The organism is Arthrobacter zhaoxinii (assembly GCF_025244925.1).
GTDB lineage: Bacteria > Actinomycetota > Actinomycetes > Actinomycetales > Micrococcaceae > Arthrobacter_B > Arthrobacter_B zhaoxinii.
In genome coordinates, this window is record NZ_CP104275.1 from 2,861,960 (window position 1) to 2,884,931 (window position 22,972).

Annotated in this window: 20 protein-coding genes, 1 pseudogene and 1 riboswitch; of the genes and pseudogenes, 10 read left to right on the forward strand and 11 right to left on the reverse strand. The window is 67.1% G+C overall.

Annotated elements, in window-relative coordinates:
* Position 1: 1 nt before the first annotated feature.
* From paaD to paaA, 4 genes are all read right to left on the reverse strand, one after another.
* Positions 2-520 carry a 1,2-phenylacetyl-CoA epoxidase subunit PaaD gene (paaD, locus tag N2K95_RS13340; RefSeq protein ID WP_260653814.1) on the reverse strand — a complete coding sequence of 173 codons (519 nt, stop codon included), beginning with the start codon at positions 518-520 and terminating at the stop codon, positions 2-4.
* A gap of 119 nt (positions 521-639) precedes the next feature.
* Complete coding sequence (paaC, locus tag N2K95_RS13345; protein WP_260651919.1) at positions 640-1,458, reverse strand: 1,2-phenylacetyl-CoA epoxidase subunit PaaC; 819 nt, start codon at positions 1,456-1,458, stop codon at positions 640-642.
* Positions 1,455-1,874 carry a 1,2-phenylacetyl-CoA epoxidase subunit PaaB gene (paaB, locus tag N2K95_RS13350; RefSeq protein ID WP_260651920.1) on the reverse strand — a complete coding sequence of 140 codons (420 nt, stop codon included), beginning with the start codon at positions 1,872-1,874 and terminating at the stop codon, positions 1,455-1,457. Before paaB ends, paaC begins: the two co-directional genes overlap by 4 nt.
* A 2-nt stretch (positions 1,875-1,876) precedes the next feature.
* A complete protein-coding gene (paaA, locus tag N2K95_RS13355) occupies positions 1,877-2,848 on the reverse strand; it encodes a 1,2-phenylacetyl-CoA epoxidase subunit PaaA (RefSeq protein WP_260651921.1) in 972 nt (323 codons plus the stop codon).
* A gap of 139 nt (positions 2,849-2,987) precedes the next feature.
* On the opposite strand from paaA, the gene N2K95_RS13360 reads away from it, so the two are divergent.
* Together N2K95_RS13360 and N2K95_RS13365 are read left to right on the forward strand one after the other, a co-directional pair.
* Positions 2,988-3,698 (forward strand): hypothetical protein, encoded by a 711-nt coding sequence (locus tag N2K95_RS13360; protein WP_260651922.1) that lies wholly within the window; start codon positions 2,988-2,990, stop codon positions 3,696-3,698.
* 72 nt (positions 3,699-3,770) lie between these two features.
* A complete protein-coding gene (locus N2K95_RS13365; RefSeq protein ID WP_260651923.1) occupies positions 3,771-5,948 on the forward strand; it encodes a S9 family peptidase in 2,178 nt (725 codons plus the stop codon).
* Between the two features lie 390 nt (positions 5,949-6,338).
* On the opposite strand, the pseudogene N2K95_RS13370 reads toward N2K95_RS13365, so the two are convergent.
* Positions 6,339-7,019: pseudogene (locus tag N2K95_RS13370) on the reverse strand (VTT domain-containing protein); the annotation flags it as partial.
* 156 nt (positions 7,020-7,175) lie between these two features.
* On the opposite strand from N2K95_RS13370, the gene N2K95_RS13375 reads away from it, so the two are divergent.
* The 4 genes from N2K95_RS13375 to N2K95_RS13390 all read left to right on the forward strand — a co-directional run bounded on the left by N2K95_RS13375 (position 7,176) and on the right by N2K95_RS13390 (position 10,943).
* Positions 7,176-7,670 (forward strand): hotdog fold thioesterase, encoded by a 495-nt coding sequence (locus tag N2K95_RS13375; RefSeq protein WP_260651924.1) that lies wholly within the window; start codon positions 7,176-7,178, stop codon positions 7,668-7,670.
* The gene (gene paaK, locus N2K95_RS13380; protein WP_260651925.1) at positions 7,667-9,031 is read left to right on the forward strand and encodes a phenylacetate--CoA ligase PaaK; all 1,365 of its coding nucleotides are present in this window, start codon (positions 7,667-7,669) and stop codon (positions 9,029-9,031) included. The genes N2K95_RS13375 and paaK overlap by 4 nt, the downstream gene beginning before the upstream one ends.
* A gap of 17 nt (positions 9,032-9,048) precedes the next feature.
* Complete coding sequence (locus tag N2K95_RS13385) at positions 9,049-9,768, forward strand: TetR/AcrR family transcriptional regulator (protein WP_260651926.1); 720 nt, start codon at positions 9,049-9,051, stop codon at positions 9,766-9,768.
* A 128-nt stretch (positions 9,769-9,896) separates the two neighbouring features.
* Complete coding sequence (locus N2K95_RS13390; protein ID WP_260651927.1) at positions 9,897-10,943, forward strand: hypothetical protein; 1,047 nt, start codon at positions 9,897-9,899, stop codon at positions 10,941-10,943.
* A 29-nt stretch (positions 10,944-10,972) separates the two neighbouring features.
* Here the strand turns inward: N2K95_RS13390 and N2K95_RS13395 are convergent, their stop codons facing one another.
* The gene (locus tag N2K95_RS13395; RefSeq protein WP_260651928.1) at positions 10,973-12,274 is read right to left on the reverse strand and encodes an MFS transporter; all 1,302 of its coding nucleotides are present in this window, start codon (positions 12,272-12,274) and stop codon (positions 10,973-10,975) included.
* A gap of 206 nt (positions 12,275-12,480) precedes the next feature.
* Between N2K95_RS13395 and N2K95_RS13400 the strand changes: the two genes are divergently transcribed.
* Positions 12,481-13,191, forward strand: coding sequence for a CGNR zinc finger domain-containing protein (locus N2K95_RS13400; RefSeq protein WP_260651929.1), 711 nt, complete (start codon positions 12,481-12,483; stop codon positions 13,189-13,191).
* Positions 13,192-13,222: 31 nt separating this feature from the next.
* Here N2K95_RS13400 and paaZ read toward each other — a convergent pair whose 3' ends face one another.
* The gene (paaZ, locus tag N2K95_RS13405; RefSeq protein WP_260651930.1) at positions 13,223-15,298 is read right to left on the reverse strand and encodes a phenylacetic acid degradation bifunctional protein PaaZ; all 2,076 of its coding nucleotides are present in this window, start codon (positions 15,296-15,298) and stop codon (positions 13,223-13,225) included.
* A 248-nt stretch (positions 15,299-15,546) separates the two neighbouring features.
* Between paaZ and N2K95_RS13410 the strand changes: the two genes are divergently transcribed.
* Positions 15,547-16,518 (forward strand): SGNH/GDSL hydrolase family protein, encoded by a 972-nt coding sequence (locus tag N2K95_RS13410; protein WP_260651931.1) that lies wholly within the window; start codon positions 15,547-15,549, stop codon positions 16,516-16,518.
* On the opposite strand, the gene N2K95_RS13415 is transcribed toward N2K95_RS13410, so the two are convergent.
* The 3 genes from N2K95_RS13415 to N2K95_RS13425 all read right to left on the reverse strand — a co-directional run bounded on the left by N2K95_RS13415 (position 16,515) and on the right by N2K95_RS13425 (position 19,639).
* Positions 16,515-17,894 carry an FAD-binding oxidoreductase gene (locus N2K95_RS13415; protein WP_260651932.1) on the reverse strand — a complete coding sequence of 460 codons (1,380 nt, stop codon included), beginning with the start codon at positions 17,892-17,894 and terminating at the stop codon, positions 16,515-16,517. The genes N2K95_RS13410 and N2K95_RS13415 overlap by 4 nt on opposite strands.
* Before the next feature lie 115 nt (positions 17,895-18,009).
* Positions 18,010-19,077 carry an ATP-dependent DNA ligase gene (locus tag N2K95_RS13420; RefSeq protein WP_260651933.1) on the reverse strand — a complete coding sequence of 356 codons (1,068 nt, stop codon included), beginning with the start codon at positions 19,075-19,077 and terminating at the stop codon, positions 18,010-18,012.
* Between the two features lie 10 nt (positions 19,078-19,087).
* Positions 19,088-19,639, reverse strand: coding sequence for an RBBP9/YdeN family alpha/beta hydrolase (locus tag N2K95_RS13425; protein ID WP_260651934.1), 552 nt, complete (start codon positions 19,637-19,639; stop codon positions 19,088-19,090).
* Positions 19,640-19,713: 74 nt separating this feature from the next.
* Between N2K95_RS13425 and N2K95_RS13430 the strand changes: the two genes are divergently transcribed.
* Together N2K95_RS13430 and N2K95_RS13435 are read left to right on the forward strand one after the other, a co-directional pair.
* The gene (locus tag N2K95_RS13430; protein WP_260651935.1) at positions 19,714-20,733 is read left to right on the forward strand and encodes an LLM class flavin-dependent oxidoreductase; all 1,020 of its coding nucleotides are present in this window, start codon (positions 19,714-19,716) and stop codon (positions 20,731-20,733) included.
* 827 nt (positions 20,734-21,560) lie between these two features.
* A riboswitch (SAM riboswitch) is annotated at positions 21,561-21,694 on the forward strand.
* A gap of 15 nt (positions 21,695-21,709) precedes the next feature.
* The gene (locus N2K95_RS13435; protein ID WP_260651936.1) at positions 21,710-22,114 is read left to right on the forward strand and encodes a hypothetical protein; all 405 of its coding nucleotides are present in this window, start codon (positions 21,710-21,712) and stop codon (positions 22,112-22,114) included.
* Positions 22,115-22,187: 73 nt separating this feature from the next.
* Here the strand turns inward: N2K95_RS13435 and N2K95_RS13440 are convergent, their stop codons facing one another.
* Complete coding sequence (locus N2K95_RS13440; RefSeq protein WP_260651937.1) at positions 22,188-22,952, reverse strand: CPBP family intramembrane glutamic endopeptidase; 765 nt, start codon at positions 22,950-22,952, stop codon at positions 22,188-22,190.
* Between the last annotated feature and the right edge of the window lie 20 nt (positions 22,953-22,972).

Sequence of the window (22,972 nt, forward strand, 5' to 3'; positions counted from 1 at the left end):
TTCAGAGCACCTTGAAGTAGTCGAACGGTTCCCGGCAGTCGCCGCACACCCACAGCGCCTTGCAGGACGTGGATCCGAACCGGGTCAGCTCGCGGGTATTCAGGGAGGAGCACTGGGGGCATTTCACGCTCAGGCCCACCCGGACCGGACCGGCGGTAGCCCGGCCCGACGGCGGCGCGATGCCGTAGGCGTCCAGCTTGGCTTTGCCGGCGCTGCTCATCCAGTCGGTGGTCCACGCCGGCGCCAGCTCGAGGGAAACCTGCACGCTGGGATAGCCTGCAGCGCCCAGGGCAGCGGTGACGTCCTGTCGGATGGCGTCCATGGCGGGGCAGCCCGAATAGGTGGGGGTGATGGCCACGTGCACTCCGGCATCGGAAAGTTCCACCCGCCGCAGCACACCGAGGTCCTCGATGGTCAGCACGGGAATCTCCGGATCACACACCGTGGCGGCGACGTCCCATGCAGAAGCAGCCGCGGGGTCCGCCGGGCGTTCTGCGGTGTGCTCGGCCGGATGTTCCACCGGATACTCCCCGGCGTGCTCGGCGGCGTGGCCCGGCGGACGTTCACCGGGATGTTCAAACCGCTCGGCGGCACGCCCCGCTGAATGGTCCACGGAACGGAACGGGGACGTCACGGCCGTCACCATGTGGCACCGGGGTGTTCGCGGGCCAGGACCTGCATTTCGGCCAGCAGGTACCCGAGGTGCTCGCTGTGCTGCCCCCTCCGGCCGCCGCCGGGAGCGGCCGGCACCGCAGGCACCTCCAGCTCGGCCTTGCGTAGCACGGCGGTGATGCCGCGGTCGAAGGCCGGCTTCAGGGCCGAGGGCAGGACCGCCCGGCCGCCGAGGATGCGCACCAGCTCGTCGTCGTCGAACAGCTCACCCACATACGGCCAGGTCAGTTCCAGCGCCCGGATCATCCGGCGTCGGGATTCGTCCGTGCCCAGGCCGAGCCGGAGCACCCACTGGGCGCTGTGGTCCCGGTGGTAATCCACTTCCTTGACCGCCTTTGCAGCGATCGCGGCAAGGGTCGGGTCGGCGGAGTGCTGCAGGGCGGTGTACAGCTCGAAGGAGTAGAACGAGACGGCCAGCTGCCTGGCGATGGTCCGGGCAAAGTCGCCGTTGGGCTGTTCCATCAGGTGCGCGGACCGGAACTCGGTTTCCTTCCGCCAGTACGCGAGGTCGTCCTCGGTGCGGCCGTCCGCGCTGCCCGCATAGCTGAGGAAGGAGCGGGCATGGCCGATCAGGTCCAGGGCGATGTTCCCCAGCGCCACGTCCTCTTCCAGCTCCGGGGCACGGGAAATCCACCAGCCGAGCCGCTGCGCCAGAACCAGCGCGTCGTCGCCCAGGCGCAGGGCATAGGCGGCAACGTCCGGGTCGGCACGCGTTCCGGCGGCGGCAATGTCCTCAGGCCGCAGCGCGTTGCCGGGCGTAATGCGGGTGGCACTGTCCGAACTCACAGGTGCTTCACCCCTTCCGACTTGGTGTAGTAGGTGGCGTGCCGGTAGTCCTTGCCCTGCGGGGATTCGAAGAACTGTCCCTTGGCATCGGGGTCGCTGGCGATGATGGCCGACGCCGGCACCACCCAGAGCGAAACGCCTTCGTTGCGCCGGGTGTAGAGGTCACGGGCATTGCGTACGGCCATGTCCGCGTCCGGTGCGTGCAGGGATCCGGCATGTACGTGGGAGAGACCGCGGGAGGAACGTACGAACACTTCCCACAGCGGCCAGCCCGCAGCCGGGGCGGGAGCGGGGGCTGCGGGTGTTGTGCCGGCGGCAGGTGTTGTGCCGGCGTCAGGGGGCGTACCGGCGTCCGTCGCCGTGCCTGCCGTGACCGGAACGGAACCGTCGTCGCCCGTTGTTGATCCACCCGTCATGGCTACGCCGCCCCTGCTTCTTCAGTCGAAAGTGCATTGTCCCGGGCGGTCTGCCGCGCGGCGTAGGCTGCCGCCGCTTCGCGTACCCAGGCGCCGTCTTCGTGGGCTTCGCGCCGACGGGCCAGACGCTGTGAGTTGCAGGGCCCCCGCCCGGCGAGGACTTCGGAGAATTCATTCCAGTCCAGCGGCCCGTGTTCCCAGCGTTCTGTCTCTTCGTTGTACCGGATCTCGGCATCGGGAAGGGTCAGTCCGAGGACCTTCACCTGCTCCACGATCATGCCGACAAACCGGGAACGCAGTTCGTCATTGGAGAAGCGTTTGATGTTCCAGGCCATGGACTGCTTGGAGTTGGGCGAGTCGTCGTCAGGCGGGCCGAACATCATCAGCGACGGGGCATACCAGCGGTTGATGGCGTCCTGGGCCATTTCCCGCTGCGCCGGGGTGCCGTTGGCCAGTTCCAGCAGGATTTCGAAGCCCTGCCGCTGGTGGAAGGACTCCTCCTTGCAGACCCGCACCATGGCCCGACCGTACGGGCCGTAGGACGCACGGCAGAGCGGGACCTGGTTGCAGATAGCGGCGCCGTCCACGAGCCAGCCGATGGCGCCCATATCCGCCCACGTGAGCGTGGGGTAGTTGAAGATGCTTGAGTACCGCGCCTTGCCGGCAATGAGGTCGGCGGTCATCCGGTCCCGGGGAGTGCCCAGGGTCTCGGCGGCGGAATACAGATAGAGTCCGTGGCCCGCCTCGTCCTGGACCTTGGCCATCAGGATGGCTTTGCGCTTCAGGGAGGGCGCACGGGTAATCCAGTTCGCTTCGGGCTGCATGCCGATGATTTCCGAGTGCGCGTGCTGCGAGATCTGCCGGACCAGGGTCTTGCGGTACCCCTCCGGCATCCAGTCGCGCGGCTCCACGCGGGCATCCGCCGCTATCAGCGCATCAAAATGCTCCTGCCCGTTCACGGTTTCTCCACTCATCGGTTACCTGCCTCATCGCTGCTTGTCGGGCCGCCTCAAATATTTACCGACCGTTCGTTCAGAATATGGAGGCCGTGCGTGCAGGTCAAGGGCCCCGCTATGGAAAACTGGAGAGCAGTAACGGTTCGAAAGGAGGGTCATGGGCAACCCCCAGCCCGACGCCGACAGCCGGATTTTCTCCTCCGGCAAGCCTTCCGGCGCGGCTTCCGACGCGGCTTCCGACGTCGCTTCCGACGTCGCTTCCGACGTCGCTTCCGGCGAAGCCTCCGGCACGGCTTCCAGTGTCGCTTCCGGCAGCGGCGAACCCTGGGCCTGGCAGGCAGGAACAGAGCAGGCAGAACCGGGACAGGCAGCGCGGCCTTCTGTGGCTGCCGTTATCGTGCCCACACTCCTGGGCCTACTGGGCTTTGTAGCCGTGGCGGCCGCCGTGACCGCTGATGCTGCCACGGTCAGCGTCACCGTCCCCGGACTGCTCCTGGCCCTCACCGCGCTGGTGGTGGCCGGCGCCAGCCCCCTCTATGCAGGGAATCCCACCTGGGCGTCCCTGCGGCGGCCGGTCTTCGTGCTGGCCATGTGTCTGGTGGCGGAAGCCGCGCTGTTCCTGTTCGCTCCGCAGCTGATCCTGTTCTCCGTTCCCGCATTGCCCCTGGCCCTGGGCGGAGGAGCGGTCCTGATGTCCACCAGCCTGTGGGGCCAGTTCCGCAGAGGCCCCGTCCCGGAACCGGTCCTGCTCCCCCGCCGCGACGCGGCGGCCCGTCCCTTCGCCTCCACCCTGCTGGTGGTGGCGGTGAACTGGGCCCTCTTCCTTGCCGCCGGAGCTTTCTGCGCGTGGCTGCTGCTCGGAGACTAGGACGCACTAAGCCGCGAGCATAACGCCAGCGAGGTCCTTCGACGCCGTCGCCCGGATCGATATATTCGAAGTATGACTACTCCTCAGCCCCCGGTTGCCAAGAAAGTCCCCACCGAACGTACCCGCCACGGCGACACGTTCATTGACAACTACGAGTGGCTCCGGGAGAAGGAAAACCCGGAGGTGGTGGAACACCTCAAGGCGGAGAACGCCTACGCCGCAGCAATGACCGCGGATCAGGAAGAGCTGCGCGGGGAGATCTTCAACGAAATCAAGAACCGCACCGAGGAAACGGACCTGTCCGTCCCGGCACGCAAAAAGGGCTGGTGGTATTACACCCGCACCGAGGAAGGCAAGCAATACGCCATCCACTGCCGCACGGCGGCGCAGGACACCGGGAACCTCGACGCCGACTGGACGCCGCCCGCCGTCGTCCCCGGCGTTCCGGTTCCGGGCGAACAGATCCTTGTGGACGGCAACGCTGAGGCCGAAGGCAAGCCGTTCTTCTCGCTCGGCGGACTCGCTGTCACAGAAGACGGCAATCTGCTGGCCTACTCCGAGGACAACGCCGGAGACGAGCGATTCACCCTGCGGATCAAGGACCTGCGCACCGGGGACCTGCTTCCGGATGTCATTTCCAATGTTTTTTACTCCCTGGCCTTCTCCCCCGACGGCCGCCGCGTGTTCTACACAGTGGTGGACGATTCCTGGCGCCCGTACCAGGTCAAGGCCCACACGCTCGGCACCCCGGTTCAGGACGACGTCGTCATCTACCAGGAAGACGACATTGCCATGTGGACCGGCTTCGACCTCTCGGCCGACCGCCGGCAGCTGCTGATCGGCATCAGCAGCTCCGAGTACAGCGAATACCGTGTCCTGGACTTCGACGACCCCACGGACACCGTCCGCACCCTGATCCCCCGCAGCGAACACATCCTTTACGAAGCCGAGCCGCTGACAGTCGACGGGACGCGCCACTACCTGCTTACGCACAACCGCAACGCCCTGAATTCGATGCTTTCGCTCGTCGCCGAGGAGGAATTCTCCAAGCCGCTCGAGGAGCAGCACTGGCAGACCGTCATTGCGCATGATGACACCGTGCGCGTTAACGGAGCCGCAGTAACCCGGTCCCATGTGCTCGTCTCGGTCCGCAAGGACACCACCGAGCGGGTGCAGATCCTTCCCGTGGACGGTCTCGGCACCCCGGCGCAGGGCACTCCCGTGGAACCGGCCTTCGACGAAGAGCTCTACACGGCCAACCTAGCCAATGCCGAGTTCGATTCCCCGATCATCCGGCTCAGCTACACGTCCTTCCTCACGCCTCCCCGGGTCTACGACTATGTGCTGGCCACCGGTGAGCTGGAGCTGCGGAAGGAAACCCCGGTGAAGGGCGGCTACCGTTCCGAGGATTACGTGGCGGAACGGGAATGGGCGACGGCGGCGGACGGCACCCGCATTCCGCTCTCGGTCATCCGGCGGGCAGACCTGCAGAAGGACGGCAGCAACCCCGCCCTGGTCTATGCCTACGGCAGCTACGAACTGAGCATGGACCCGGGATTCAATGTTGCCCGGCTGTCCCTGCTGGACCGAGGCGTGGTCTATGTGGTGGCGCACATCCGCGGCGGCGGCGAGATGGGCCGTGCCTGGTACGACGACGGCAAGAAGCTGAACAAGAAAAACACGTTCACCGACTTCGTGGATGCCACGGACTGGGTAGCCTCCTCCGGGTGGGCGGATCCGGACCGGATCGCGGCCATGGGCGGCTCCGCCGGCGGTCTGCTGATGGGCGCCGTCGCGAATCTTGCCCCGGAGAAGTACCGGGCGATTGTGGCGCAGGTGCCCTTCGTGGATGCGCTGACCACCATTCTGGATCCGGACCTGCCGCTCTCGGCCCTGGAATGGGAGGAATGGGGCAACCCCATCACCGATCCCGAGGTCTACCGGTACATGAAGGAGTACAGCCCGTACGAAAACGTCCGGGCCGTTCAGTACCCGCAGATTGCCGCGGTCACCAGCTTCAATGACACCCGGGTGCTGTACGTGGAACCGGCCAAGTGGGTGGCGCAGCTGCGTGAGACCACTACCGGCAGCGAGCCGATCGTGCTGAAGATCGAGATGGACGGCGGCCACGGCGGGGCGTCCGGCCGGTACGAAGCCTGGAAGGACCGGGCGTGGGACTACGCCTTCATCCTGTCCGCACTCGGCGCACGGGAACTGCTTCCGGCCGCCAGCCGGGCGGACGCCGCCTAGGCAGCCGGGCAGCCGTCCGGGGGCATGCCGGGACGAAGCTTAACGCGAGCAGGTCCGGACCTTTCGGGGTCCGGACCTGCTCGTTTATCGATGCGGGTTCTGTGGCGAATCCGCCGGGGGCGAGGACTATTCGGCCGCGCCTTCGGCTTTCGGCTTCGGCGTGACGAGACGGCGACCGTCCGCCGCGGCGGTGCGGCGGCCCTCCGCCGGTGCCGTGGAGCGGCCTGCACCCTCGACACCGTTGGGAGCGCGTCCGGCGTCGGCGGTGCGTCCGGCGTCGGAGCTGCGGACGGGTCCGGCGTCGGCTGCGGGGGCAGCCGCTTCAGCAGTGCCGTCCGTGGCGGCGTCATCCTCGTCGGAATCATCTTTGCTCACCGCTTTGTGGGACTGGCGCACCACCTCAATGACGATCGGGATCACGGAGAGCACCACCACGGCCACGAAGATCAGGTCGAGGTTCTCGCGGACAAAGGGCACCCGGTCACCGAGCACGTAGCCCAGCAGGGTCACCCCCACACCCCAGACGAAGGCACCTACCGCGTTGAAGGAAACGAACGCCTTGTAGTTCATCTCTGCAACGCCGGCCACCACCGGAGTGAAGGTCCGGACCACAGGTACGAACCGGGCCAGGATCACGGCTTTGCCGCCGTGGCGGTCAAAGAACACCTGGGCGCGCTTGACGTTCTCGCGTTTGAAGAGCCTGCTGTCCGGCCGGTTGAAGACGGCGGGGCCGGCCTTCCTGCCGATGTAATAGCCGGTCTGGTCGCCCACGAAGGCGCTGATGAAGACCAGGACTGCAAGCAGCCACACGTTGATGTCGATGGTGCCCGTCGCCACCAGGAGCCCGGCAGTGAACAGCAGGGAATCCCCCGGCAGGAAGAAGCCGATCAGGAGCCCGGTCTCCGCAAACACGATGCCGCAGACCATCAGGACCACCCACGGTCCGAGGGCCGGGTCGGCGAGGAATACCTGGGGGTCCAGCCACTCAGGCAAAAGGGAAGATGTTGGAGGGCGGACAGGACCGGAGACGGCTGTGGCCGCAGATAGAGTCACCCCACTAGGGTACGTCATGGCCCCCGGTTGCCTCCGGCTGATCCGCAAGTCCTGCCCGTCGCCGGAGCCCGGACCAGAACGATCCAAGGGCGGAACCGGCGCGACGCGGCGGTCCTTGACAGCCGTCCCGTATCCGGATTACCTAATGAACATTCGGTAAAGAAAAGAGGTCCCATGGCTGACACCGACGTCACCCGGGGCACCGCCCCTGCCCACCCCATCCTGGTTGACGACGCCGCTTCGGCATGGCTGGGCATCGACGTTTTGGACACCGGCCCGGGGACGGCGCGCATTTCCATGCGCCTCCGTCCCGAGATGCTGAACGGGTTCGGCATGGGCCACGGCGGGATGGTCTTCGCGTTCGCCGATACCGCGTTCGCACTGGCCTGTAATCCGGAAGGCGGCGGCTCTGCCTTGGAACGGGAAACCATCACGGTCGCTGCCGGCGCCGACGTCACCTTCATGGCGCCCACCATGGCGGGCGACCTGCTGACCGCTTCCGCTGAGCACCGTGCCGGCAACGGCCGCAGCGGCGTCTACGACATTGAGGTCCGGTCCGAACGCCCCGACGGCACCGCCGCCGTCGTCGCCCTCTTCCGCGGACGTTCACGCACCATCCGCAACCCCGCCCGGACACCGTCTGAGAGCCCGACAGAAAGCCGCGCATGAAAGCCACAGCCGCTCCGATCAAGTCCACCGCCGCAGACTCCTCTATGTGGGACCCGGAGGAACGCATGAGCCGCGACGAGCTGGAGGCCCTCCAGCTGACGCGCCTGAAGCAGACCCTCGCCTACGCCTACGAACGGGTTCCCCTGTACCGGAGCAAGTTCGACGACGCCGGCGTGCACCCCTCCGACCTGCACGAACTGGGCGATCTGGCCCGGTTCCCGTACACCACGAAGGAAGACCTGCGCTCAACCTATCCGTTTGGCATGTTCGCCGTTCCGCAGCAGCAGGTGGCCCGCATCCATGCCTCCTCCGGAACCACCGGGCGGCCCACCGTCGTCGGCTACACCTCCGGCGACGTGGACCGTTGGGCGACGCTCGTGGCCCGTTCGCTGCGCGCCTCGGGAGTGCGCCCGGGGTACAAGGTGCACAATGCCTACGGCTACGGGCTCTTCACGGGCGGGCTCGGAGCGCATTTCGGCGCGGAGAAACTCGGCTGCACGGTGATTCCCATGTCCGGAGGACAGACGGAACGGCAGATCCAGCTGATTCTGGACTTCGAACCGGACACCATCCTCTGCACTCCGACCTATCTGCTGGCCATCGCGGACGCGATGACGGCAGCGGGCATCGATCCGCGCTCCACTTCGCTGAAGAATGCCGTGCTGGGGGCCGAGCCGTGGACCGAGGAAATGCGGCACGAACTCGAAACACTGATGGACCTGGACGCCTGCGACATTTACGGCCTCTCGGAGGTCATGGGCCCGGGCGTGGCCGGCGAATGCGTGGAAAGCAAGGACGGTGCACACATCTGGGAGGACCACTTCCGGCCCGAAATCATCGACCCGTTCGATGACACCCGGGTTCTGGGCGACGGCGAACCCGGCGAGTTGGTCTTTACCTCCCTGACCAAGGAGGCCCTGCCGATCATCCGCTACCGGACGCATGACCTCACCCGCCTGCTACCCGGCACCGCCCGGCCGTCCATGCGCAGGATGGGACGCATCACCGGCCGCAGCGACGACATGATCATCCTGCGCGGAGTGAACCTTTTCCCCACGCAGATCGAGGAAATCGCGCTCCGCATTCCGGCCCTGAGCCCGCACTTCCAGCTCGAAATCACCCGGCCGGGACGCCTGGATGAGCTCACGGTGCGGATCGAGCGCCGGGAGGACTCCTCCACACCGGAGTCGGCGGCGGCTGCGTTGGAACTGTCGGCCCAGATCAAAATGCACGTCGGCTCCACCTGCACCGTTCAGATAGTCGAGCCCGGAACGCTGGCACGCTCCAGCGGCAAGCTGCGCCGGATCTACGATCTGCGCCGCAACACCGATCCTGCCCCGGCACAGGGAAGCGCCCGTTGACGTGGGAAAATGGCGCCATGCCTGCTGTCTCTTCCGGGTCGTCCTCCGACCCTGCCCCCGTTCCCGCTGTTGACGCCGGACCCGCTGAGTCTGCAGCAACCGGTGAGCCCGCGGCCGCCGTCGCCCCGGTATCCGATCCGGTGTCCGGTCCGCGCCGGGGCCGGCCGGGATATGACCAGCAGACAGTGCTTAACGTGGCTGTGGACGTCTTCAACCGGCACGGCTACGAAGCCACCTCGATGGGTATCCTGGCCGAGAACCTGGGCATTACGAAGTCCGCGATCTACCACCACGTAACCTCCAAGGGCGATCTGCTCCGGCTGGCCCTGGACCACGCGCTGGACGGGCTTGAGGCGGTGCTGGACGATCCGCGGGCCTCGTCCGGTGCTGCGGATGCCCGGCTGGAATTTGTCCTGCGCGGCACCATCGAGGTGCTGACGGAGCGGCTCCCGTTCGTGACGCTGCTGCTGCGCCTGCGCGGCAACACGGAGATTGAACGCAGCGCCCTGGCCCGCCGCCGGGAGTTCGACCACCGGGTGGCCGGGCTCGTGGACGCGGCGCGCAGCGAGGGATCGGTACGCAGCGACATTGATCCGCGCACCACCACGCGCCTGCTGTTCGGCACCATCAACTCGATCGTGGAATGGTATCGGCCCGGCGGGCCGCTGCCCGCAGAGAAACTCGCGGACAACATCATCACCATGGTCTTTGACGGGCTGCATACCCGCCGGGCCTAGCGGATCCGTCTGCGGAAATCGGCTCCGGGCTCCGGCGCCGTCTGCGGAAAGCTGCTCCGGTCGTGGCCTTGAAAATCAGCGTCCTGCCTATCCGCGCCGCAGCCGGACCCCCGTGCAAGGATGTGCCCATGACGAAACCGGCGGAACTGCTCCTGGAAGGACCAAGGGGCCGGCGCCTGTGCCTTGAGCTTGCAGCCGAGTTGAACCAGGACGTCCGCTCGGCGGTGTTCTGGCTGGGCTACGAACTCGACCCGGGCAAAGGAACTTCAACGGTATTGTTCGGCTCCGCCGGCCCCGGTGATTTGCCCTCCCTCGAACACCTGGCCGGCACTATTGTGTCCGTCGACCTCCAGCAGATGAACGACGAGCAGATCCAGGCGGCCCTCCAACGGTCCGTCGACACGGCCCGGTACTGGCAGGAACCCGACGGGGAGGATGCGCTGGCGGCGCTTCCGGTCATCCGCAACGCCCTTCACCACGTGGCTGAACGCGTGCTGGACGCACCCGCAACGCAGGCGTGGGATTCCCCCGGCCCGCTGGAACAGTGGGCCATCGACTGGCGGCCGGGTGCGGACCCGGCACCCCTGCCCCGGGACCCCCAGAGCACGCTGCAGAAGTGGGGTGTGGCTGTCCGCACCGAGGAAGCGCTGGCCGCACAGGACCGGCCGCAGGATCCGCGGGCACCTTTCAGCGGAAGCTGGTGGTCCATCCCGCTCGGGCTGGTCCGCACCGTGGGGCAGATTCCGGCCGGGTTGAGCCTGATCGAGGACTCGAGTGATGTGGAAGAAGCGACCGCCATTCCGGTCAGGGGCATCGGCAGGATCCTCCACATCCGCTCCCCCGAAGACTGGACAATGCTGTGCCGTGCCTACCCGCTGGAGGTCACCGCCTCCCGCAGGCATAACTGGTTCCAAACCACGGGACGCATTGGCCGCTGGGTGATCCCGGACTGGGAACGCGCCGCCGGACAATGGGACGCCGTGCACCTGACGGTCCTGGGCTACCTCAGCGGTGCAGGGCACGCCCTCCCCGTCGACGCCGGCACCGCCTCAGTGATTGCCGGCTGGGACCCAGACAGCACCATGTGGCTGACCGACCGCGTCCGTGAGGTCGAGGGGCCGCGGCAGGTTTGGCGACGGACGCAAATGGGCGATATCTGGCTCCGTGTCACCTGACCCTAGGCCCGCCCCCGCAGGCCGGGAGGTTAGGCGGCGGCCGGGACGGGGATGGTGCGGAGCCGCAGGAACGCCGGGGTGAGCATCGGCAGGGCAGAGAGCACCAGCCCTGCGGCCCCAATCAGGACCCCGGCGCGAACCCCCAGTGTTTCGCCGACGACGCCGGCCAGCAGGGCTCCCAGCGGAATGGAGCCGTACATCACCTGGGTATAGGCACCGGCGGATCGCGTGAGCTCCTCCCGCGGAATGAGCTGCTGACGCATCGTCAGGGAGTAGATATTGGCGTTGCCCTCCCCTATGCCCCGCAGCAGCATGACCCCAGCAATGACAGCTGCCAGAGTCCACCCGGTGACCGGCCAGACCGGCAGCAGCAGCGGTACCGCACAGGACAGCAGCAGTGAAACGGCGAAGGCCGGCCCAAGGCCTGCCTTGTCGGCCAGGTGGAGCGCAGTCAGTGTCCCGAGCAGACCGCCGATGCCGGCTCCGGCCAGGGCCAGACCATAGGCGCCAACACCAACATCCTGCTGTTGCACCGCCCAGAGAATCAGGTTCAGCATCAGGATCTGTTCCGCCGCGTTATAGGTCGCCGCATGGACGGTCAAGGCGCGCAGGTGGCGGTCACCGAACAGGATCCGCAGTCCGGTGAGGAGGGTGGGCCGCTTCTCCGGAACCGGGTTCCGGTTCTCCTTCCCCGCAGGCATCGAGGCCCCCGACGCCGGAGCCGCCGCAAGGGAACGTTGTTCCCGCGGGCGGCTCGAGGCTACTCCCGCAGCGGAAGCCAGGTGCCCAAGCATGGTGGCAATCAAGGCGCCGGGAGCACCCACCGCCGCGACCAGCAGACCGGCCAGTCCCGGGCCGCTGATCTCCGTGACGGTCCGGGTGGCCTGGACGGCACGGTTAGCCGGCGCGAGGTCCTGATCCGCAACGAGCGCGGGTACAAAGGCAAAGGCGGACAGCCCGAAAACGAGCGCACAGCAGCCACTAAGGAAGGTAATGGCTGCGAGCAGGGGGACACTGAGCCATCCTCCGGCCCAGGCAAGCGGGATCTGGGCCAGGAGGACGACCTGGGCAAGATCGGCCGCCACCATGGAGCGCCGCTGGTCCCGCCCCTGCAGGAGATGGCCGGCCAGCAGCGAGAACAGCAGGTACGGCAGGGTGCCGGCCGCGGCTACAAGGCTGACCGCCGCCGGGCCGGCATCGAGGGCGATCGCCGTCACCAGCGGAAGAGCGATACCCGTGACCTGGGCCCCGGCACTGGCAGCGCCCTGCCCCAGCCAGTAGCGGCGGAAACTGCGGTCGGTGCGCAGCAGCACCCAGCTTGGGTCCTTCACGCCGCGACCATCGACTGTGCGGCGGCTGCGGGCGTGACGGGCAATAATGAAGGCATGTGCCGGATATGGAGACCCGCTGCGACGTGGAATCGAGCCTGGCCGTTGGGACGACGAGCCATCCACAATCGAGTTGATGAGTGCATCGCTGGGTCCCCTGCCAACTCGTCCTTTTCCGCTGCTCCGGCACACGTTACCGGCAATCAACTATGAGTGGTAACAGTTCGGAACAAAACGTTCCCGCGGACAGCGGATACCCGGAGCCGGGCGGGCGCGCACCGGCCCCTGCTCCTCTGCGGCTCCTCCAGATGTTCGTCAATACTGCTGACCGGGAAGCCGGAAAGGACGCCCTGGACAGCCCCGGCGGACTGGCCGCATGGCTGTCCGGCTATGGGCTTGTCGGGGCAGGCACGCAGGCTACTGATGAGGATCTTGCCCTGGCGATCGATCTTCGGGAGGGGCTGCGCTCCCTCTTCCTCACGCACCACGACGGCGGGTACAGCGAGGCTGCGCACCACGACGGCGGGGACAGCGAGGCTGCGCACCACGACGGCGGGGACAGCGAGGGCACGCACGACGACGGCGGAGCCCCGCACGGCGCGCCGGCTCCCGGCGTCGTCGTCGGCCTGCAGCGCCTGGACCGTGCCCTGGAGCAGCTTCCCGTTCGGGTCGTGCTTTCCGGAGGGATCCCGCGCGTCGAACCCGTGCCCCGGACTGCCGTCCGCGAGGCACTCGCCCGGATCGGAGCGGTCCTCGTCCATGCCGATCCGGCCCAGCTTCAGCGCCTGAAAGCGTGCCGGCGGGATGTCTGCCGCTGGGTCTTCTTCGATACTTCCCGCAACCGGGGCGGAACCTGGTGCGCCATGGATATCTGCGGCGCCCGCACAAAGATGCAGGCCTACCGGAAGCGGAATGCCTAGCCCGACCTCCTAGCCCTGCCGCCTCCGGGACTTACTTCTCCACCAGGGTCAGCACGTCGTAGGTGGCCACCAGTTCGTCGTTCTGGTTGGTCAGCACGGCATCCCAGGCCACCTCGCCGTACTCGTCCGTTTCACGCGGCGTGATCTTCTTGGCGGTCAAAGTGACGCGGATGGAGTCCCCGGCTGCCACCGGAGTGAGGAACCGCAGGTTCTCCAGCCCGTAGTTGGCCAGCACCGGCCCCGGTGCGGGATCCACGAACAGGCCCGCACCCCAGGACAGCAGCAGGTAGCCGTGCGCCACGATGCCCGGGAAGAACGGATTCGCCTCCGCGGCTGCAGCGTCCGTGTGGGCGTAGAACGTGTCCCCCGTCGTCTCCGCAAAGGCAGCGATGTCCTCAAGGGTCACTTCCCTCAGGTCCGACCGCACGGCGTCACCCACCCGCAGCTCACTGAGCGGTTTGCGGAACGGATGGCCGGCGTCGAACCGGCGGTCCCCCCCCGAATGCCAGATACCGGTGAGGGCGGTGAGCATATTCGGTGAACCCTGCACCGCGGTCCGCTGCATGTAGTGCCGCACCGCACGGATGCCGCCCAGCTCCTCGCCACCGCCGGCGCGGCCCGGCCCGCCGTGCACCAGGTGCGGCACCGGTGACCCGTGGCCCGTGGAACTCCGGGCGTCTTCACGGTTCAGGATCAGCACGCGTCCGTGGTGTCCGGCGATGCCGGTGAGGATCTCCCGGGCGGTATCCGGGTCATTGGTGCAGACCGTGGCGACCAGCGAACCTCCGCCGCGGGCGGCCAGCCGGACGGCATCGGCGACGTCGGTGTAGCCGACCACCGAGGCCACGGGTCCGAAGGCCTCGATGCTGTGCAGGGCATCGGCGTCGCTGTCCGGCCAGGAAAGCAGCAGCGGCTCCATAAAGGCACCGCCCCCTGCAGGTCCCGTGCTTCCGTCGGCACGGACGACGTCGGGAGCCTCCAGGGACCCCAGCGCCAGCTGCGCGCCGGCAGCCAGCATCCGCTGCACCGCTTCCCGGACGCCGTCGAGCTGTTCCCGGGAGGCGAGGGCGCCCATGGTCACGTTCCCGGCGCGGGGATCGCCCAGGACCACGCGCGCACGGATGCGGTCCGCGGCGGCGGCAACCACTTCATCGACCAGCCCGGCAGGGACGATGGCCCGGCGGATGGCGGTGCATTTCTGGCCGGCCTTGGCCGTGATTTCGGTGACCAGGGAGCGGATGAAGGCGTCGAACTCGGGGGTGCCGGGAACGGCGTCCGGACCCAGAATGGCGGCATTCAGGGAATCAGTCTCGGCAGTGAAGCGGACACCTCCGACGGCGATCTGCGGATGCGCACGCAGGCGTTCGGCGGTCGAAGCCGAACCGGTGAAGGAGACCATATCCCGGTAGTCGAGGTGGTCCGGGAGGTCCCGCGCGGAGCCGGAGATCAGCTGCAGGGATCCGGCCGGGAGGATGCCCGAGTCCACGATCATCCGCACGGCCGCTGCCGTGATGTATCCGGTGGGGCTGGCGGGCTTGACGATGCTGGGCACTCCGGCGAGGAACGCCGGGGCCAGTTTTTCCAGCATGCCCCAGACCGGAAAGTTGAAGGCGTTGATCTGTACGGCGACGCCGGGAATGCGGGTGTAGATGTGCTCGCCGAGGAACGAGCCGTCCTTAGCGAGCTGCTCCACGGCGCCGTCGATGATCACGGTGGAGTTCGGCAGTTCGCGGCGGCCCTTGGAGCCGTAGGCAAACAGAACGCCGATCCCGCCGTCAATGTCCACCAGGGAATCGGTCCGGGTGGCGCCGCTGCGGGCGGAGACGGCGTACAGCTCCTCGCGCTGTGCATTGAGGTGCATGGCGAGTTCCTTGAGCAGCAGCGCCCGCTGGTGGAAGGTGGACTTCCCCAGTTCGGCCTGGCCCACGGTCCTGGCATGTTCGACGGCGGCGGCGGTGTCCAGGCCTTCGCTGCTGACCAGGGCCAGCAGTTCGCCGGTGCTGGCATCATGCACCTCGGCGCCGCGGGCGCCGGCGGGATCCGGCATCCACCAGGCGTCCCTGACGTAGCTGGGAACGGTTTCGACGTCGATGGCGGTTGCCGTCATTTCGGTACCTTTCGAAACGGGGAGAAACCGCAGCCGTCCTCCGGCAGGCATCCTTGCCCGTCGGATTACTGACCATGCGGTCGGTATATCGCCAGCGTAGCCGAAAGCAAGGAGGAACACACCCGTCTCGCTGAGGCTGAAATCCTCCCCCTGCACCCAATAGCCGGGTCTGCGGTTGCCGCGGAAAATCCGCTGCGACAGACTCGTGCCCTCGAACGTTTGCAGTACCCCCGCCAAGGAGCACGATGATGAGCCCCAAACCGCTGCCTCTCCGCCGTCTGGCTGTCCTGACCCTGACTACCGCCGCCCTCCTGGCCGGAGGCGCTGTCCCGGCGAGCGCCGGCGGCGCCCATGGACCTGATTCCCGCAGCGGGCATTCCCTTGAGCACCGCGACGGCCACGGGCACGGCGGCAAACCCGGCGGTCACGAGCACGGCGGCGGGCATGGCAAGGGGAACGGCAGGGTCGACTACGTGGCGTTCGGTGACTCCTATGCCTCCGGCTTCGGCGGCGGCCCCGTGCTGGACACCTGCGGCCGCACCGCGCAGGGCTACCCCGCGCTTCTGGATACCCTGGACCGGGTGGAGCTGGACGGTAATGTCACCTGTTCGGGCGCCACTGCCCTTCCAACCCCGCTCGACGCGCCGGTGGACCTTCCCGAGCAGATCGACGACGCCGCTGCCCGGGGTCTGCTGAATCGAAGGACGGACACCGTCACGGTGACCATCGGCGGCGATGACGTCCGGTTCGTTTCCGTGATCCTCGCCTGTGCCGGGCCGCAGCTGCCGGCCACCTGTGCCCCGGCCATCGACTCCGCTGTCGCCTATGCACAGACCGTCCTGGCACCGCAGCTGGCAGCGGAGTTTGCCCGCATCACTGAACTGGCTCCGAAGGCAACCCTGGTGGTGACCGGGTATCCGCACCTGTTTGAAGCCGGAACCCCCGGACCGATCAGTACCGAGGGGCAGACCCTCCTGAACGAGGGAACCGATGCCTTGAACGCGGTCATCGCCGGTCAGGTTCCGGACAGCGGAGTGTTCGTGGATGTCGTGGACGAGTTCGCCGGGCACGGTGTCGGTTCCGCCGATTCCTGGATCATCTTCGAGGGCGGCCAGTTCGACCTACACCCCACGGAAACGGGGTACCGCGAGGGTTACACCGCCGCCATCCTCGAGGACGCGGGCAGCGAGTTCGGAGCCGGCTGCCGCGGACGGCGCTAGACCGGCAGCGGAACCGTGTGGCCGAACCGGAAGAGGTTCTGCGGATCGTAGGCGGCCTTGGCTGCCTGCAGCCGCCCGAAAACCTCCGGATCCCACGCAGGCTGGGCGCCCGCCGCCGTGCGTGCCGGTCCGCGAAGGTTGATCAGCGCACCCGCTGTGTAGGGGCCGACGACGACGTCGAGCCGATCCAGGGCTGCTGCTGTGACGTCCGCAGCCGGCGGAACATTGAGTCCCACGGAGTAGAGGTTGTAGGCTGCTTCCCGGCCGGACACAGCATCCTCGAACGGAGGATCCAGGGCCAGTGATCCGCCCATCAACCGGAGTTCCGTCATCATCAGCGGCGTATGCGATCCCGGCCCCACCTGGCCCAGCAAACCGGCCGCCAGTTCATCGGGCAGCTCGGCCAGCAGGGTCCCGCGGTCCAGGCTGGGCACCGGTTCGTCCGGATCCATGTGGATGCTGCCTACCGCCCCGTAGTCCATCGGTCCGGCGGTATCCATGAAGGGCGCGGATACATGCCGCATGGGTTCCAGCAGAGTGTCGCCCTCTTCCCGGCTGCCGAACACCGCGAACCGCAGGTGCACCGGCGAGGTACCGCGCAGTTCCTCAGGCAGGAACGGGACATCCGGCAGGTGCAGGAACGCCAGGGACGCTGAAACATCCGTCGGCAGCTGGGGTGTCCAGGCGCGGAACGCAGCCAGGGCCTCCGTGCCGGCATCTTCCGGGTACATGATGCCGCCGCCGTAAAATTCTTGGAACGGGGTCAACCCGAGCGTCATGGACGTGATGACGCCGAAATTGCCCTTGCCGCCGCGCAGCGCCGCGAACAGCCCGGCGTCTTCGGCACTGCCTGCCTCGAGGTGCCTCAGGCTGCCGTCGGGAGTCACAACATCGATCGCCTGCACATGGTCGCTGGCGAATCCCAGCGCCCGGCCCATCAGCGGCAACCCTCCGCCTGACGCGTAACCCGCCACTCCTACCGTTCCGGAGGAGCCATGCGGGCCGGTAAGCCCGAGCAGCACGGTCTCCTCCAGCACCGCGCGCCAGCGGACACCGGCACCCACGGTGACCGTGCCGGCGTCGGGGTCCACCGCCAGGTCCTGCAGCCGGGACGTGTTGATCAGCAGGCCCTCGTCCATCGCGGCCGCGGCACCGTGGCCGGTCGCCTGGATCCCGACAGGAATGCCGCGCTCAGCTGCCCAGCGGACGGCGTTCTGTACATCCTCGACGGCGGCTGCACCGAGCACCGCATCGGGACGCTGGATCACCGAGGGGTTGAAGCCGGCGGTGTCGTCGGCGTACCCGGGTTCCCCGGGACTGTTCAGCGGGCCGTGGACAACCTTGCGGAGGGTTTCGAGGTCGGCTTCCTGGATCATCTTCGGCTCCTTGTGGGCGGGTGTCCGCGGCCGCCGGTCCCGCGGACCGGAGATGCTGCCAAAAAATGCTAGGCATCGAAGTGCTGCCCTGCCTAGCCCCGCCGGAAAACTTCCGCTAGCTGCCGAGCACCTCCGCCAGATCGAACTTCACCGGTTCCTCCAGCTGCTCATAAGTGCAGGATTCGGGCGTGCGGTCCTGCCGCCAGCGGGAAAACTGGGCCACATGGCGGAACCGCTCCCCCTCCATGTGGTCGTAGCGGACCTCCACCACCCGTTCGGGGCGCAGCGGCACAAACGAGAAGTCCTTCTTACCGCTCCAGCGGCTGCCCTCGGAGTTGCGCGGGGTGCGGGTCCCGTTCTCCTGCTCCCCCTCGGCCCAGGGATGTCCGTCCTCGACGGCGACCAGCGGCTGGAGTTCCTCGAACAGCTCCCGACGGCGGTCCATGGAGAACGAACTAGCCGCGCCCACATTCACCAGCACGCCGTCGTCGTTATAGAGCCCCAGCAGCAGGGAGCCGATCAGATCGGGGCCGGACTTGTGGACCCGGTAGCCGGCGAGCACGCAGTCCGCCGTGCGTTCGTGCTTGAGCTTGGCCATGGTGCGCTTGTTCGGTGCGTACGGGCCGGCCAGGGGTTTGGCCACCACGCCGTCCAGGCCCGCACCCTCAAAACGGCCGAACCAGTCCTGCGCCAGGTCGGCGTCGTCGGTGGCTGCGGTGACGGACACCGGTGCCTGCGCCGTTTTCAACGCCTCGACCAGGGCCTCCCGGCGTTCGGAGAACGGCCGGTCCCGGTAGTCGACGTCGCCCAGGGCCAGCAGGTCGAAGGCCACGAACCGGACCGGGGTTTCCTCCGCGAGCAGTTTCACCCGGCTGGCGGCGGGATGAATCCGCTGCTGCAGCAGTTCGAAGTCCAGCCGTTTGCCGTCCGGGGCCACCATAACGATCTCGCCGTCCAGCACGCACCGCTCCGGCAGGTTCTGCCGAAGGGCGTCGACGAGTTCGGGGAAGTACCGCGTCATCGGCTTCTCGTTCCGGGAGCCGATCTCGACGTCGTCGCCGTCCCGGAAAATGATGGACCGGAATCCGTCCCATTTGGGTTCGTACAGGTAGTCCCCGCGGGGCAGGGCGCTGACGGATTTGGCCAGCATCGGGGCAACCGGGGGCATCACGGGAAGGTCCATGTGCCCATTCTTATCCGATGGCGGCCGGTTCCCCCAGCCCTGCGGTGAACGCGGTGAGCAGGTCGCGGCCCTGTTCCCAGTAGCCGACTCCGCTCTTTTCGTTGATGTGGGCGAGCTCGCCGGCGTTGATGACGGGCAGTTTCCAGGCGGCGGCGATGGCCTCTGCCGCCGGGAGAGCACAGTACGGATCGCTCTCGCTGGCAATCAGCAGGCCGGGCACGGGCAGCTCCTGCAGCCGCGGATTCCGGAATGTTGCGGCGGCCTGCGGAAACGATGCGGCAACGGGATCCGGCGGGCTGACCAGGAAAACCCCGCGGGCGCCGTCGGGGTTCCGCAGCAGCCACTCGGCCGCAGCAAGGCAGCCCAGGCTGTGGGCCACCAGGACTGTCTGCCCGTTCCGGGCTCCGGCTGCCCGGTCCAGCGCTGCCATCCAGTCCTCCAGTTCGGGTTCATCCCACGACGACGGCGCTATGCGGGTGACGTCCGGCAGGTCCGCCTCCCAGCGGCTCTGCCACTGCTCCGGCGGCGAGCCCTGATAGCCCGGGATCATGGTGATATGCACTGAAGCTGTATCCTTTCACTGGTTCGGCGCATGTGGGCGGGAATACTGCCGGCCCCTCAGGCGCTGGAGCTTTTATGAAGAAAATAGGGTTCCTGTCCTTCGGACATTACCGGAATGCCATCGGGTCCCTGACCCCTTCCGCCGGGGACGCGCTGCGCCAGCAGGTCGAGCTAACCGTGGCGGCGGAAGAGATCGGCGTCGACGGCGCGTACCTTCGGGTCCACCATTTCGCTCCGCAGTTCTCCGCACCGTTCCCGCTGCTGGCGGCCATGGCTGCGCGGACCAGCAGGATCGAGCTGGGTACGGGCGTGATTGATATGCGTTACATGAATCCGATCGGGATGGCCGAAGATGCTGCCGCCGCCGATCTGATCAGCGAGGGCAGGCTGCAGCTCGGCATCAGCCGGGGATCCCCCGAGCCCGCCCTGCGCGGATATGAGTCCTTCGGTTACGTGCCCGGGCCGGATTTCTCCGACGCCGAGATGGCCCGCCAGCACACGGAAGTCTTCCGGGCAGCCATCGCCGGAGCCGGCGTGGCACAGGCAGATCCGGCAATGACCGGCAGCACCGGCGCCATGGCCGTCGATCCCCTCTCCCCCGGTCTGCCGGAGCGTATCTGGTGGGGTTCCGGAACCCGGGCCACCGCCAAGTGGACCGGCGAACAGGGCATGAACCTGATGAGCTCCACCCTCCTGACCGAGGACACCGGCGTGCCGTTCGATCAGCTGCAGGCTGAGCAGATAGCGGTGTACCGGAAGGCCTGGGCGGACGCCGGACATCAGGGCACCCCGCGGGTGTCCGTCAGCCGCAGCATCATTCCGCTGGTCACCGGGCAGGACCGGCACTACTTCGGGGTGCGGGCGCAGGCCGAGGGCCGGGACCAGGTGGGGCACCTCGACGGCGGACTGGCCCGGTTCGGGAAGAGCTACATCGGCGAACCGGACGTTATTGCCGCCGAGCTGGCCGCCGACGCTGCGGTGCAGGAGGCCGATACCGTCCTGGTGACCGTGCCGAACCAGCTGGGCGTGGACTACAACGCGCATCTGTTGGAGAGCATCGTGAAGCTTGTGGCTCCGGGGGCCGGCTGGCGGTAAGGAACCTTGGCACCCTTCGGGGCCTGGATCCGGCGGCAACGAAATTCCCCGCTCGCAGAGCTCGCGGAGAATATTAAAGCCGCCTTCTCCAGGCCCCTTCGTGCGTCCGTCACCGTCCACCAGGCGGCGGGTACCGTTGCATCGTGGTCCCTCGAGGGCTCCGTCTCCCATAGCGATGTACCACCCGAAAAGACGACCAGTGCCACTCAGCACTTCGCGGATATCGATCGTTGCAGACCTCCGTTCCTACGGTGAGGAAGCAGCTGCAGAATGGGCATGGGAAGCACCCCCGGAGACTCTGCAGGATGTTCTGACCGTTGCAGATTGGATGCTCTATTACGGTCCCGGCCTCCCCAGCGGGGCATCCTTGACCATCAGCAAGGCGGTCGCACTGGGCGGAATATATATTCATGAGTCCCGTCCTCGGGACCTGCGCCGCAAGCGAAGAGACTTGAAGGTTTGGTATTCAACTGTCGCCGCCAATACCCCATACGCGCAGGAACGCTTCCTCGGAAGCAGTGACTATGCTGTGGTCGGCCCAGATGCACGTAGCTATTGGGGACGAGAAAATAAGCCTTAGTCACCTTTGGTGTGCAGCTGTCCCCTGTCCTGCGCCGGGCGGAAGGCGAGGTGCAGGTGCGAACGGGAGTGCCGGACGGGCCGGGTTAGGCGGCTTTAATAATCCTTGCGAGCTCTGCGAGCAGGGATTTTCGTTGCCGCCGTTCCGGTCCGCCCGGCGCCCACCCACACGACGCACGCCCACCCAGCGCACCTCGGAAACAGCCCACTGTCGAAATGTCAGTGGCCTCCGCTAGAGTAGTTTTCAGCTTCACGAGATGTGGCCTTCGCCCGGCACCCCCGGGCACAAAAGCTCCGACTGGCCCCACACCAACCCCACTGTTCGGCGGGTGGTTCGGATGACGAAGCGGCCTGCGTCATTCGTCGCAGGCAAGGACAACCTGCAAAGGAACCCACTGTGAGCATTTCCAGTGTCAGCAAATCCGGCCTCAGCAACTGCAGCGGCTTCGCCCCGGGGCACAACATCCATTGGATCCACGCCCGCCGCCTCGAGGGGTGGGAGCAGTGGTCGGACGTCGAAGTCACGGCCGATCCGCAGCTGGACCTCATCTATCTGGTGTCCGAAGGCACCCAGCAGCTGATGTGGTTCCACAATGTCGGGGCCGTCGCCACCGCGCTCGCGGCCGCCGTCGACACCCCGCAGTGGTGCCAGCGTTATTCCACCCTGATGGTGCCGGGCGGATTCGATTCCGATGCCCGGAGCTCTTTTTTCTACTTGGCCCGGCCGGAACGGGTGGTTCCCTGCAACGGCTCCCTGGTTCGGGCACCGGAAACTGAGCGGATTGAAAAAGCCGGCTCCTAGCTGCTGCCCCGCCCTGGAATTCCGACGGATTCCGGGGCGGAGCCAGCCCTGTCGGCGCCGGCCGAGACGGCAGCTACTGCTGCAGCAGCTCCGGCGGCACGGTGTAAATGAGGATGACACCCAGCAGGTTCTTCGCGGCGTGCACGCCGTAGGACAGCATGAAGTTGTTGCCGGCCCAGACGTAGATGCCCACGAGAGTGGCACCCATCGCCAGGTAGGGCATCAGCACCGGAAGGGACAGGGATTCCTTGCCCACAATGTGGATGGAGGCGAACAGCAGGACCGACAGGATGCAGCAGCCCCAGAGGTTCCAGTACCGGCTGAGTTTGCCGATCAGCAGGTGCCGGAAAATGTACTCCTCGACAAAGGGCGCCAGCACCACCAGCAGAGGTACCACCAGCCAGGGCGACACGGATCCCACGAATCCCTCTACGGCTTCCTGGTTTACCGCCGTTTCGACCTGTCCGGTCAGCAGTGCCCCGATCATGGTGACAATGAGCATAGCGATGACGCCGACAGGAATCAGGGACAGGGACAGCACCGGCCGCGTGGCAAGGATCTTCGTTTCCCGCACCACATAGGGCCGGGCCGCGACAAAGGCCAGCAGGCCGGCAACCCCGTAAAACGCCAGGTTCAGGACGTAGGCGGCGGCCACCGGATCCGGAACCAGCATCACCAGGACAGGCATGACAAGTCCGGGCGCAAAGCTCAGGACCAGCAGGAACACTACGTAGAAGCCCGCTGCCACGGCGTCGCGCCGGGTGTAACGGTAGGAAAGCCAGGGGATCTGCGCCGCAGGGCGCCCCGAGGGGCCGGTCCGGTATTCGTTGGCAGTCATCACCTCAGGATATGGGCCAT